Source organism: Arthrobacter sp. SIMBA_036, assembly GCF_046535135.1.
GTDB lineage: Bacteria > Actinomycetota > Actinomycetes > Actinomycetales > Micrococcaceae > Arthrobacter.
The window spans coordinates 22,524-34,593 of record NZ_JAWRXG010000018.1 but is presented as its reverse complement, the minus strand read 5'-3'; the positions used below and the strand labels follow the sequence as shown (position 1 = coordinate 34,593).

The 12,070-nt window shown below is 62.1% G+C and carries 9 protein-coding genes and 2 pseudogenes; 3 read left to right on the top strand and 8 right to left on the bottom strand.

Annotation, left to right across the window (positions count from 1 at the left end; all coding sequences use genetic code 11):
- Nucleotides 1-446: TetR/AcrR family transcriptional regulator (locus tag SB659_RS18350; RefSeq protein WP_410551415.1), on the bottom strand; the 446-nt coding region annotated here is incomplete at its 3' end.
- 320 nt (nucleotides 447-766) lie between these two features.
- Between SB659_RS18350 and SB659_RS18345 the strand changes: the two genes are divergently transcribed.
- The gene (locus tag SB659_RS18345) at nucleotides 767-1,039 is read left to right on the top strand and encodes a hypothetical protein (RefSeq protein ID WP_410551414.1); all 273 of its coding nucleotides are present in this window, start codon (nucleotides 767-769) and stop codon (nucleotides 1,037-1,039) included.
- Between the two features lie 1,100 nt (nucleotides 1,040-2,139).
- Here SB659_RS18345 and SB659_RS18340 read toward each other — a convergent pair.
- The 4 genes from SB659_RS18340 to SB659_RS18325 all read right to left on the bottom strand — a co-directional run bounded on the left by SB659_RS18340 (nucleotide 2,140) and on the right by SB659_RS18325 (nucleotide 8,011).
- Nucleotides 2,140-3,420, bottom strand: a complete 1,281-nt coding sequence (locus SB659_RS18340) for an ATP-binding cassette domain-containing protein (RefSeq protein ID WP_410551413.1) — start codon at nucleotides 3,418-3,420, stop codon at nucleotides 2,140-2,142.
- A complete protein-coding gene (locus SB659_RS18335) occupies nucleotides 3,417-5,378 on the bottom strand; it encodes a dipeptide/oligopeptide/nickel ABC transporter permease/ATP-binding protein (RefSeq protein ID WP_410551412.1) in 1,962 nt (653 codons plus the stop codon). The genes SB659_RS18340 and SB659_RS18335 overlap by 4 nt, the downstream gene beginning before the upstream one ends.
- On the bottom strand, nucleotides 5,375-6,316 hold the full coding sequence (locus tag SB659_RS18330; RefSeq protein WP_410551411.1) for an ABC transporter permease: 942 nt from the start codon (nucleotides 6,314-6,316) through the stop codon (nucleotides 5,375-5,377). The genes SB659_RS18335 and SB659_RS18330 overlap by 4 nt, the downstream gene beginning before the upstream one ends.
- Before the next feature lie 111 nt (nucleotides 6,317-6,427).
- Nucleotides 6,428-8,011, bottom strand: a complete 1,584-nt coding sequence (locus SB659_RS18325) for an ABC transporter substrate-binding protein (protein ID WP_410551410.1) — start codon at nucleotides 8,009-8,011, stop codon at nucleotides 6,428-6,430.
- A 349-nt stretch (nucleotides 8,012-8,360) separates the two neighbouring features.
- Between SB659_RS18325 and SB659_RS18320 the strand changes: the two are divergent.
- Together SB659_RS18320 and SB659_RS18315 are read left to right on the top strand one after the other, a co-directional pair.
- Nucleotides 8,361-8,632 (top strand): annotated as a pseudogene (locus SB659_RS18320) (IS3 family transposase); the annotation flags it as partial.
- Between the two features lie 481 nt (nucleotides 8,633-9,113).
- Complete coding sequence (locus SB659_RS18315; RefSeq protein ID WP_410551416.1) at nucleotides 9,114-9,872, top strand: IclR family transcriptional regulator; 759 nt, start codon at nucleotides 9,114-9,116, stop codon at nucleotides 9,870-9,872.
- Nucleotides 9,873-10,138: 266 nt separating this feature from the next.
- On the opposite strand, the gene SB659_RS18310 is transcribed toward SB659_RS18315, so the two are convergent.
- The 3 genes and pseudogenes from SB659_RS18310 to SB659_RS18300 form a co-directional block, all read right to left on the bottom strand.
- Nucleotides 10,139-10,534, bottom strand: a complete 396-nt coding sequence (locus SB659_RS18310) for a hypothetical protein (protein WP_410551409.1) — start codon at nucleotides 10,532-10,534, stop codon at nucleotides 10,139-10,141.
- Between the two features lie 238 nt (nucleotides 10,535-10,772).
- Nucleotides 10,773-11,461, bottom strand: a pseudogene (locus SB659_RS18305) (glycerate kinase).
- 94 nt (nucleotides 11,462-11,555) lie between these two features.
- On the bottom strand, nucleotides 11,556-11,873 hold the full coding sequence (locus SB659_RS18300; protein WP_410551408.1) for a glycerate kinase: 318 nt from the start codon (nucleotides 11,871-11,873) through the stop codon (nucleotides 11,556-11,558).
- Between the last annotated feature and the right edge of the window lie 197 nt (nucleotides 11,874-12,070).

Genomic DNA, 12,070 nt, shown 5'->3' with positions numbered 1-12,070 from the left:
GTCCACTTCGGATCACTGCGCCCAAGGTAGACGCGGACATAGCCCAGTACCGCCTGCAGCCCCTCGGGTTGCGTCGGCGCGGCCTGCATCTCGTCGGCGAACGAGCGATTGATGTGCAAGGTCAAGGCCCGCAAAAGCGCACCCTTACTACCGAAGTGATGACCAGCCTGTCCCCGGCTGTAGCCGGCCGCCTGACCGACATCCGCCAAGGTCATTCCAACCCAACCCTTGCGCGAAAGTAATGTCAGGGCGGCGGACAGAAGCCGCCCCTCCGCCTCCTCACGCCGCTCCTGCTGCGTGCGGCGCCGCGGAGCCGTGGACTGCCCAACCCCGACCGCTGGACCCCCACTCTGCCGAGTCCTTGCCTCCAACACGGCCTTGTCATGACCGGCCGCACTGCGTGAAAGCCACCCGGCAGCTTCCTGCGCGTCCCGCGTACTACCCATGCTCTACTCCTTGAAAAAACAAGCTAGCGCAAAAACCTACTGGCCAACACTCAGAAACTTGTAATTGGATTCTCAATCAAAGATTGAATCTAGCAGGTTGATGAAGGCGATGCGGGCCTGCAAATCGGGTCGAGAGAGTCAGCATCGGCAGCCTGAAACAGCCGGATCGGGCACTCTACAGACGAGCATCAAGGGATAACAGCCAACCTGATCAGCTGGTGGGCGTATCCTCATCAAGGAGGCGGCTGCTTCCGGGTCGAGCGTTCATGATGATGGGTTCCGGCCAGATTTGCGGCTCGCAACCCGGGACACTCTTCATCATGGTCTGCGCAACCCTCTTTTCGTCGAGCTACGCTTCTTCGCTGCCTGAGCAGTTCCCGTCGCCTCGCGTTCCAGCGCTCTTCGGCTTTTCCGTCCTTTTCCTCAAGGAAACAGGCAGGAAGCCTCTCAACGGCTCATTACCCAACGTGGAAACCAAGGAAGAGGCTCAGTACCTCGTTGATACCCAGGACTCCAACAACCTCCTCGATCCCGCCGAAATGGCCCTCACTCAAGATGTTCCTTCAGATTCCGAGGGCGGCCGGCGCTTCTAACCGATCCGAAGCCCTCCCGGCCACCTATCCGGCCGGGCACAAGAGGTCGCATTCGGGAACGACTCCATCTGCTGCCGCACCGACCTCAAGCCCAACACCAACCGAGTTGAGGACACGGGCTCCAAAAGGCATCAACGCCGTGGCGCGTCCTTCCTAAGGGAAGCCGCAGGAACTTTCGAGAAGAGGACATTAGGGCTTGGATACAAAAGCCCAAGAATAGGTAGCAACGCGGTGGCAGGGCGTCAACGTCAGGGAACGTCAGCGCCGCGGAGTCCAGGGCCGGCTGGACCAGCCAGCACGAGACACAAACGAGGACGCAACCTTAGCAGCAGCCCTTCCGGAGCCGATGACGGCGGCCACCAGGGCGTCGCAGACCCGGCGGGTCGAGCGTTTCCCGCGAGGGATCTGGGCGGTCTCCACAGTGAATGTCCGCCGCGGGCACGGCTACTCATGGCTCGTAGCTCCTGACGGTTGATGAATGCTTAGAAAACATTTATCGCTGTAGGGCTACGAGCCCTTCAGCCTTCAAGGCAAGGAACCCTTTTCACCACGAAGAGCCGGGAAGTTGGTTGGTCGATGATTCTTTCCAAAAGACGCCCCCACAAGATTAGGAGCAGCGCAGCACAGGTGTTGGGGGCAGCCCACCGAGCTGCGGTCGTGACCGGGACGTGGACCGGTTCATCCGCGCGACGTAGCGGCTACTTTCCATCGACCATGCATTGAGCCAGACCGAGCCTGCCTTTCGGCGTCAGGATCGCGTTAGCCTTTGACATTGAAGACCTCCTTGTGAAGCCGAGCCTGGACAGGCCCCACTCCACTCGGAGGTCTTCTTTTTGTCACCCAACTACACGGCAGATACCTCACATGCGAGGACAATGCAACGAGCCCCATAACTGTCGGAACTCCCAGTCCGCGACCACAACTCCGGACTTGTTGTACGGCATGTGCGGGCGACCAGGGCCGCCAACGGCCCCTCTGCCGAAGGTCGTACACACCTCCCCGAGGGAGACCACCGGCGCTCATCCCTGCGGGAACGTCGAACTCTACAATCACGGACAGCTGGGCGGTCACTCACGAGATCACGGCGACAATTTCGTCGTTTATGCTTGGCTTTCGATCGTGTGTTCTCCGGCCCTGGCTCCGTTGGGATGAGGGCTCGGCTCGTGCGGCTCGTCGAATGAACCGACGAGCTCGAGTGCGCGTGCTCGATCGCCTGTTTCGATTGCTACCGCCAGATCTCCGATTAGTCCGTATAGCATGCCGGACTGACCACGAGAGACCAGTGCACTGCACTTTCTCGCTCGCGCCTCTTGGACGAAAGGTAACATGGCTGCCGGGGTCATGGCCTCCGCGGTCCGGGGCGCCAGCTCGAGAACAGCCGCCCTTAGCGCGGTGACGCCGTCGACGTCGGCACCTCCCGCCAGGCCCCGAGAAAGCGGAAGCGCCAACGCCCGAGACTGAGGAACAGGTTGGGCGAAAACCTCGGTCACAGCTTGATGTTCAAGTGTTCGGAGCACCTCGTCAGCCAGCTTGCTGCGGTCACCGGTCGCATCCGCAGCAAGCCGTGTCATTGCCCGACGGGTTGATCGGCGATCGCGTTGCAAGTCAGCATCGGCACTCAGCGACGCCGAAATGAGTCGGCGCGTGTATGGCTGAGAAGGCTCGTCGGTGACTCCCGCGGCGTCGCCCTGCTCGATGAGTTTGCCATGTTCGAGTACAGCGATATGCGTGCTCATGTGTCGTACGACAGAAAGGTCGTGCGTGATGAACAGGTATGCCACTCCACGCTCGCGTTGTAGTTCCAGGAGCAGGTTGAGGATCTGAGCTTGCACCGACAGGTCGAGTGCGGAGACCGACTCGTCACAGACGACGAGCCTCGGCTCGGGGAGGAGCGCTCGCGCGATCGAAATGCGCTGTCGCTGTCCACCAGAGAATTGAGCGGGGAACTTCGACAGCGCCGTGCTATCCAGGCCGACACGTTCCAGCATGGCGAGGACCCGCGCCCGAGTCTCCCTCCGCGACATCGGCGGCGAATTCGCCAACGTCTCGCCCATGCTCTGTTCGATCGTTCGATGCGGGTTGAACGAGGTGTACGGATCCTGGAAGACGGCCTGGATCTGGGTGCTCAGCTTGCGACGCGCCGCGCCGGTGAGACCAGCGATGTCGTTACCGTCGAAGCCAATTCGACCTCGCTCAGGCTTAACTAGCCCGAGCACCGTGTTTCCCAGAGTCGACTTGCCCGAACCGGATTCCCCGACCAATCCGAGGGTTTCTCCCTCATTAAGGCTGACACTGACTCCCTCGAGAGCCACCTTGTCTTTCCGGCGACCTCGTCCGCGGTACATCACCGTCAAGTCTTGGACTTCTAACAACGAGCTCATGTTCTCACCAATTCGTCCACGTCGGTACGGATACATCGCGCAGCGGAGCCTTCGTCGAGGGGCACCATCGGAATAGGCCCTGTGCGACAGGCGTCCTCGGCCAGCTCACACCGGCTGGCGAACCGGCACCCGTGCGGCCAGAAACCCGGCGTCGGCACGGTACCAGCGATGACCGGCAGGAGTTGACGTGGAGCAATACCGACTGACGATGACTGCAGCAGTGCCCGAGTGTAAGGGTGCGCAGGATGGGCAATGATCGACCGCACATCCGCGCTCTCGACGACCTGCCCGGAGTACATTACGAGCGCGCGATCACAGGCCTCTGCGACGACTCCCCAGTCGTGGGTAACGAGGATGAGCGCCATCCCAGTCTGCTCGCGCAGGTCTCTGAGCAGGTCGAGAATCTCACACTGCACCGAGACATCGAGAGCAGTTGTGGGCTCATCGGCGATCAGGAGTTCTGGTTCGCCGGCTAGCGCCCGCGCAATGGCGATACGTTGCGCCATACCACCCGAGAGTTCGTGCGGATATTTCTTGGCCACCGCGTTCGGCTCAGGCAGCCGCACACGGGTCATGAGCTCCCTGGCGATCTGGCGTGCCTTGCCCTTGCCCACACCCCGATGCAACCTGACCGCCTCTTCCAGCTGATGGCCGACCGTAAATGCCGGATTCAAGCTGGAGATCGGCTCCTGCGAGATGAACCCGATTCCCGTTCCCCGGTAGGCGTTCATCTCGCGCTCGCTTAGCGAGGTCAATTCCGCGCCTTTGAACGAGATCGAGGCGGCGACAACGTGGGCGCCCATGGGAAGCACACGAAGGACTCCCGAGATGGTCACCGACTTTCCACAACCTGACTCGCCGACGATCGCAACTGCCTCTCCCGGAGCCACATCGAAGTTGACGTCGTCAACGATCGTGACTTCACTCGATCCCCGGGGCAATCTGACCGTCATGCCCTTCACGCTCAAGATCGATTCCTGTCCCGTGGGTGATGCAGCACCTCCGCTTGCCATAGACGCAGCTTGGGAGACCTTCACAGCGAGCGCGCGCCAGCTGAAAGCCTTCGCGGAACCACTCGAGCGGCCCATGTAGGCATCACGGATGCCGTTTCCTAGAAGCGTGAGGCTCAGAGTGACGACGGCGATGATGCCACCGGTGGGTACGAGCATCCATGCACTGATAGGCATCACGTTCTGGGCGTCTGTCACTAGGTTTCCCCAGCTCGGGGCCGGAGGCGGAACGCCGAGTCCGAGGTAGCCGATGCCTGCTTCGGCGATGCACGCCACAGCGGCCACGATACTGATTTGCGTCAGCGCCGGCCCGGTCACCCCCGAAAGGATGTGGCGGCGCATGATCTGGAGACTCGTCAGTCCGGCCACCCGCGCGCTGGCGACGTAGAGCTCCTCACGAACGGCGATCGTGGCTGAATACACCACTCGGGCCAGTGTCGGAGCCATAATCACGCCCAGTGTGATCATGGCCGCGGCTTCGTTGTTCCCGTAAATGCCGAGAATGACCAGCAGCATCACCAATCCCGGTACAGCCAGCAGCAGGTCGCACAGTCGCATGGCGACCGTTTCGACCCACCCCCCGAGTGTGCCCGCGGTCAGACCGAGGAACAGTCCGATAACGGCGCACACCACCACTGCCTGGACGATTCCCAACAGGGTGACCTGGCCACCGTGGAGCATCCTCGACAGGATGTCGCGGCCGAGCTGGTCAGTTCCGAGGAGGTGGCTCGCGCTTGGCCCTGCGGCCGTGTTCTGCAAATCCTGGTCAAGTGGCTCGTAAGGCGAGACCCACTGGGCGAATACGCAGGCCAAGACAATCACGAGCAGAACGAGGCTGCATGCGACGACGATCGGTTGCCTGACGAGACGCGGGAGGAAACCGGTCCCCCGTTCGGCCGCCCTACGGGACTGTTCTTGAATTGCTGCACCTTCAATGACTGCGCTCATCGCGCCCTCGCCTTCGCGTTTAGGAATCCTGAAGCGATGTCGGTCAAGAGGAATACCACTACGACCATAGCCGTGTAGAAGACCGCCAAACCCTGGATGACTTGCAGGTCGTGCTTGGTGGTGGCGCTCACCATCAGCGTGCCGAGACCGGGCATGCCGAAGATCTGCTCCATGAGGATGGTGCCGCCGAGCAGGCTGACGAACACCAGGCTGACCATGGTCAGCACTGGCGCAGCGGCATTCTTCGCAACGTGCTTGAACACGATCCGCTTCCACGGGTAGCCGTTCGCCCGGAGACTGCGGACGTAGTCACTGCGCATCGCGGACAACATCTCGGCCCTCGTCACGACCGCGACCAACGCGATTTCGGACACGCCGAGGACGACCACCGGGAGAATCAACGATTGGATCCATCCCGATGGGGAATCCGCGAAGGGCACGTATCCGGAGACGGGTAACCAGGCGAGGTTCACGCCGAATACGAGAACGGCGATCAATGCGAGCCAGAAGCTGGGAAGGCCTCGACCGAGGACGGCGAGCACCTCTGCCAACCGTCCGGTGATGCCGCCGCGAATGGCAGCGATCGCGCCGGACGTCACACCGAGGATGATGACGAGGAGCAAGGCCCCCACAGCCAGCGACATCGTTACCGGGATGCGAGATGCGATGGTATCGGCCACTGGCACACCAGAGACGACTGACGAACCCAAGTCGCCGGTGATCGCGTGGCCTAGCCAATCAACGTACTGCACGAGTACTGGCCGGTCGGCGCCGAGCTTCGCGTTGAGCGCAGCCACAGACTCCGCGGAAGCGGTAGGGCCGAGGATGGCCTGCCCGACGCTCCCCCCCGCAAGGGAACTCAGCACGAAGACGATGAGTGAGATCACTCCCATCAGCGGAACCGCCACGATCAATCGTCGTATGACGACACTTAGCATAATCTCTCCTTGAGTATCACATCAGGCGCGAGCTCTTCGACGCGAGTCGAGGTGCTCTCGGCTGAAGTGACGCTGCGGCCCCCGGTGGTAGGAGCCGCAGCGACAGACAAACTACTTCTTCGCAGCCCAGGCCGAGATGGCGAATTGGCCCATGGGATCACGCTTTCCAACGTCGATGCCCTTGGAGTAGATGAATTGGGGAACCGCCACGATCGGGATGTACCAGGCCTTGGCCGTCATCGTGTCGTTGAACTGCTTCGCGTTCGCCTCGAAGGTATCTTTCGTGGAGGCGTTCAGCGCGTCGTACGCCTTGTCGATATCCGGATCGGTCGAAGCGAACGGATTCCATACGGCAGAGTAAGGCAGCTTGTACAGCCGGTACGCTTCGTTCGGGAGCGTCCCGTACAGCCCGTACGAAACAGCGCCGGCGGAGTACTTCTTGGCCGCGAAGTCCGTGAAGAACGAGGAGTTCGGGAGCGACTTCAGGTTAAGCTTGATGCCGATCTTGGCGAGTTGCGCCGCTGCGGCGTTCACTGCGATGGTCGCGTCAGGGTCGTCGCTGTTCACTTCGAGAGTCATCGAGAAACCGTCGGGGTGACCGGCGTCGGCCAACAGCTTCTTAGCCTGGTTGACGTCGTAGGTGTACTTTGAGGGCAGGTTGTCGTCGTGGCCGGGGAAACCAGCCCCGATGAACTGATCCTGGGTAGTGATCGCGGTTCCGACTGCCTTGGCGATCGAGTCGCGATCCAAGGCCAGCGCCATGGCCCGCCGCACGCGCACATCGCCGAGTTCGGGGGTGAGCTCGCCTGCCCTATCCCAGAGCATAATGGCGGTTGCTTGCACCCGTCCTACGGTGCTGTCGAAACCCTTCGACTTGGCCTGATCGGCCAGCTGGGCGCCGCCGGTCATGTTCACTTGGATCTGGCCGGAGGCCAGCGCGTTCATCGCCGTGTTCTGGTCAGTCATCACACGCAGAATGATCTTTTTGTAGTTCTGGCGCGATTTGTCATAGTACAGCGGGTTCGGCGTGTACGTGTAGTGGTCGCCGTTCTGGCTCTGCGATGCGTCGTAGACGTAGGGACCCGCGCCGAACGTCGCGGTCTTCAGTTTGTCGGGGTTGGCAAGCCCAGCTGCGCTGATGATCATGCCGTTGTTGCAGTTGCCGCTGTCCGACAGGATCGACTCCATACCGGTGAACGGTGCGGGCGACGTGATCGCGACGGAGTCCGTATCGACCGCGGCGATTTTCCACGGCTTAATGAAGCCGTCATTGAGCCCGGGCACCGACTTGTAGTAGTTCAGCGTGTTCAGCACCGAATCACGCGTGACGTCTGTTCCGTCGGCGAACTTGACCCCGCTGCGGATCTTCATGGTGAAGACCGTGTTGTCGCTCGAGTACTGCCATGACGCAGCAATGCCGGGCTCGTAGCCGCCGTCCTTGGTGATTCGAATTAGCGGTTCGTAGGCCAGTTGGAACATCGGGCTCGAACATTGCTGCGTGAGCTCAAAGCTCGTGGGCGAATCGATAGGGAGTGCGACAGTGAGTGTGTCGGACGCCGACGCTGACGAGGAGCCGCTGCTGCTGCTGCACGCGGTGAGGGCCGCCACTCCAAGCGCCACGGCGATCAAGCCCGCTGCGAGCCGTCTACCGCGGCGTACCTTTCCTATCGTCCGATCTTGCTTCAGGTCTTGCATGCTACCTTCTCCTACTGTCATCCGTGGTCGCGCGCATTCACACTCAACCATTCGGTCCAACCATCTCTTGACGGTCATCATTTAGTTCAGGGCCAGTGCTGTGTAACGTTCAAAACTCTTGGCACTTCGGTGTGTAATGCGGATCTTTCCGACATCCACTACCGCCGGGGTTTGGCAATCTTCGCGAAAGCATAGAATTTGGCTGACCTTCGTTGTGAAGGGGGCGCTATCCCTGACAGTGTGAGTCATGTCTCATGATCATCCTGCGCGGCCCTCGCTGAACATTGGAAAGTTTCCGAACAGAGCGTCGAGCAATAAGTGTCACCACGATGCTTAGTCGCACCTACGACCCGGCTTCAAGTACCGGTTTATCGCCGACGAACTCCTTCAGAAGGGCATCGCAGCGGGCAGAACAGGGTCCGACGCTAGTGCCGGAACCACGGCATCTGGTCGGTGTTCTCGAAGAAAGGCGGCCTGAACCGCAGACCCTGGCCGCCGGTCCACGACGACCTGGTGGAACGGGACTTCACCGCAGCTGCTCCCAACGAGCTGTGGCCGACGGACATCACCGAACATCCTACGGCCGAGGGCAAGTACAACGGCCGGGGGCAAGCCATGGACGAAGCCACGGCCATCAAGCCAAACCTCGACTACCCGACCGGCCCCACCTACCACCTCATGGGCTTCGACACCCCGACGTTCGCGCCCATTTTCGTGGCCAGCCGCTTCCAACTCGCTGATCCGCCCCCCCCTTTACGCCTACATCGGCACTAAAGAGCGCTCCCTCTGACATCCGGTCCACAGATCAGCACCTAAGCTGCCGTGAGGGGCCGGAGGATCATCCGGATCCTTTCCTCCTCGCAACAGCTCTCAGCGCCTCACGACCTACTACCAGCCGACAGATCCACTGATCCTCCCCCAACTTAAGGTCAGCAAAAGGATTAGCGCCCGCAACCTGTTAAACTCCACGTGGGCGCACTCCTGAGACACCAGCTAAATTGGAGAAGGGGTCGGCTGACCCCAGGGGATCACGTATCTTACAGTTGACAACAGTAAAGCAGTGCGAGGGCGCATAGCCCTTCGTGGCGGCGAGGGGATCGGAATGGACGGCGCAGGTGTAAGAAGCGTATTGACGGCGCTTCGGGTCTTGGAGCGACTCGCTGAGCCCGGGGTGGCGGCGGGAGTCTCTGAAATGGCCAGAGATCTAGATCTCCCGAAGTCGTCCGTGCAACGGATGCTCCGCACTCTGCAGGAGGGCGGTTGGGCCTCCGAAGTCCGCGATCAAGCGGTTCGTTGGACTTTGACTCCCAAGATGTTCCAGTTGGGCCAACGCCATCACGCGGGCAACGATCTTCGCGCGATCGCGCTTCCAGTCATGCAGCAGCTCTGGGAGGAGACTCGAGAGACCGTCCACCTTGCAACCGTGAAAGGAGATTCGGTTTTCGTCCTGGAGTCCCTCGAGAGTCCTCAAGGGGTGCGAGCCCACGTCGGCCTCGGCATGTTGTTACCAATTCTGGTCTCTGCTAATGGCCGTGCCCTGATCTCAACATGGCCAGATGACCAGATCCATGAACTCATCGCTCGTGGTTTGACTGCCTATAACGCGCACACGATCACTGACGCAAACGCGCTTCTGGCTGTCATCGACCAAGCTCGCAAGACGGGTTACGCAGTGAATGAACAACAGTGGCGAGAAGGCGTCCACGCCGTTGCAGCGCCTATCGTGGTCGCCGGAGTGGGTGTAGCAGGAATTGGCATTTCTACGCCGGTTCATCGGATCTCGGCCGAATTAGAAGAGAAATACGGGGCACTGGTGGTCGGGGCCGCACGCGCCATCGCCCAGGGCTTGGGAGAAGGCTGATGAGCGTTCCTCCTGACTAGTCTGGCCGTCGATACCGGCGTGTGATCCCGTCGCGATCGAGGCGGCCGCCAACCACTCCCCCATGAATATCGTTGGCCCTCACACGCGCTGGTCCTCTGACAGACCCTGGATCAGCGGGGAGAGAGGTACTCGAGCTGCGCGAGCGTCGACGCCTCGCGGGCGAACCGGAGCGCTGGTGCGAGGTCGGGCCAAAAGCGATCGGTGACCCCCCGAAGAGGTGTCAGGAGCGATGGATACCGGAAGATTCAGCCCGCGCAGCGCCCGCTCGAATCTCGATGGGACGCACACGCCGGTGCTCGAGATCCCGCAGAATCAGTGATCTCAATGCTCCATAACAAACTGAGCTGCGGCATGCGAGGGAATTTGGCGATCATCGACTGCAGAACGCCCGCTGTGCAGGCGGGTCGATAAATTGGCGGCGATGACCAGATGAAACCCATGCGTTTGAAGGCCACCGCCCGCACCTCGGCAGTCACACCTAAGTCGGCACCAATGAGCGCCTCGTCGGTGATCTGCATCGCCGAGGACGCCCCAATCGCCAGCCTTTTGCGGATCGTCGTAGCTGACGCCTCGGTCGCCAGCAACATCACGACGATCTCAGCGGCTTCTTTGTTTCTGTCAACATACTTGAGCGCGGTCACGACGGCACGTTCGCAGATCTAATCGAGCAGTCGGTCCGACGCTTCGCGGACGGCGCAGCCAGTCTCCAGACCCACATGCGGTCCCGGCAAATGTCCGGACCTTCATTGGCCAGGACGACTATCTTCATCAGGTCCACACGTCTCGGGTCGGGGTAAGTGGTGGCGGCCGAGGCGCGGTCCTCGCTAGCCGCGATGTTCAACTGGGTAGTCTGATCAGCGCTTTGTCGGAGCAGTCTGGTCAGGTCGGCAGGGACGCCGCCTCGGAGAGCAGTGCTCCGGCGCGGCACAACCAGCGCGCGGGTTCGGCCATCGACCGCTCCGGCCCGCCGGCTATTTCGGTCAGCGAGATCGCGTGTGCGAAGTCCGAGGAGTCGGCATCCGGCGCAATCTGTCCCGCCACGACGGCCGCCGCCACCCCGGCCGAACGAGCGATCGCGACGACCGCGCTGGGTACTTTACCCGCCAGGGACTGCGAGTCGAACTGACCTTCTCCCGTTACCACCAGGTCCGCGTCGGCGACCGCCTCTCGCAGCCGGATGAGCCCCGCGATCGCATCGGCACCGGGTGCAAGCCGCGCACCCCACAGGCGCAGCGCATAGCCGGTGCCGCCGGCGGCACCGGAACCGGGTTCGCCGCCGAGCAGGTCGGCGAAACGCCGCAGCCCCTCGTCGGCACGCTGTACCCCGGCGGCATCCATCCCCTTCTGCGGTCCAAACACGGCGGCACCACCTAACGACCCGAGCAGTGGATTGGTGACGTCGGTGATCACCGCAGCTCCGTCGGCGGGCAACGGCCGCAAGACCGAGAGGTCGGCCCCGGCGACCGCTGCGAGCCCGAAGTCAGAGGCGAACCGGCGGCGTCCATGAACGTCGCGCCCAACGCCCGCAGCATCCCAAGCCCCCCGTCGGTCGAGGCACTCGACCCGATACCGAGTACTAGCCGCGAGACGCCGTGGTCGAGCGCGGCCGCGATGGCTGGCCGAATCCGGTGGTATCGGCGTCTTAGGGCAACCGCCGCTTGCCTAAAAGTTCGATCCCCGCGGTGTTCGCGAGCTCGACCACGCCCACCCCTCCGGGATCGCGGTCGGTCGCGGCAGCAGCAACCACTCCGCCGTGTGCGTCAGGCCGTCCGGTCCACGCACCTCGACGGGCATCCGCCGGGCGGCTGGCTCCGCAAGAGCGAAGCAGGCGACCGTGCCCTCTCCGCCGTCGGCCATCGGCCGCAGCACGATCTCGGCGAACGGATCGTGCTGCCGCCAGCCCTCTGCGAGCGCCTGCGCGACCGCGGGCGCATCCAGAGTGCCCTTGAAGCTGTCTGGAGCGAAGACGATGCAGCTCATTGGAGAGGTGAGGTGGTCGCACCGGCATAAACAGTCACAACGTCGATTCTGTTCACGTCAGTCATCGGTGTGTGTGAAATTGCCGTCGTGAAACTCGGGTCGGCCGTGTTCGCCGGGACCCTCCCCACGCAGGTGGTGGAGCAGCACCGGCCCGTCGGCCGGGCAGATCCGCTGACCAGCCGCCGTCGGCGCGTCGT

Excerpts from the sequence above, each read along its gene's own strand:
- SB659_RS18340 (WP_410551413.1), bottom strand. The coding sequence starts at position 3,420 with ATGAGCTCGTTGTTAGAAGTCCAAGACTTGACGGTGATGTACCGCGGA.
- SB659_RS18300 (WP_410551408.1), bottom strand. The coding sequence starts at position 11,873 with ATGAGCTGCATCGTCTTCGCTCCAGACAGCTTCAAGGGCACTCTGGAT.
- SB659_RS18325 (WP_410551410.1), bottom strand. The coding sequence starts at position 8,011 with ATGCAAGACCTGAAGCAAGATCGGACGATAGGAAAGGTACGCCGCGGT.
- SB659_RS18345 (WP_410551414.1), top strand. The coding sequence starts at position 767 with ATGGTCTGCGCAACCCTCTTTTCGTCGAGCTACGCTTCTTCGCTGCCT.
- SB659_RS18315 (WP_410551416.1), top strand. The coding sequence starts at position 9,114 with ATGGACGGCGCAGGTGTAAGAAGCGTATTGACGGCGCTTCGGGTCTTG.
- SB659_RS18335 (WP_410551412.1), bottom strand. The coding sequence starts at position 5,378 with ATGAGCGCAGTCATTGAAGGTGCAGCAATTCAAGAACAGTCCCGTAGG.
- SB659_RS18330 (WP_410551411.1), bottom strand. The coding sequence starts at position 6,316 with ATGCTAAGTGTCGTCATACGACGATTGATCGTGGCGGTTCCGCTGATG.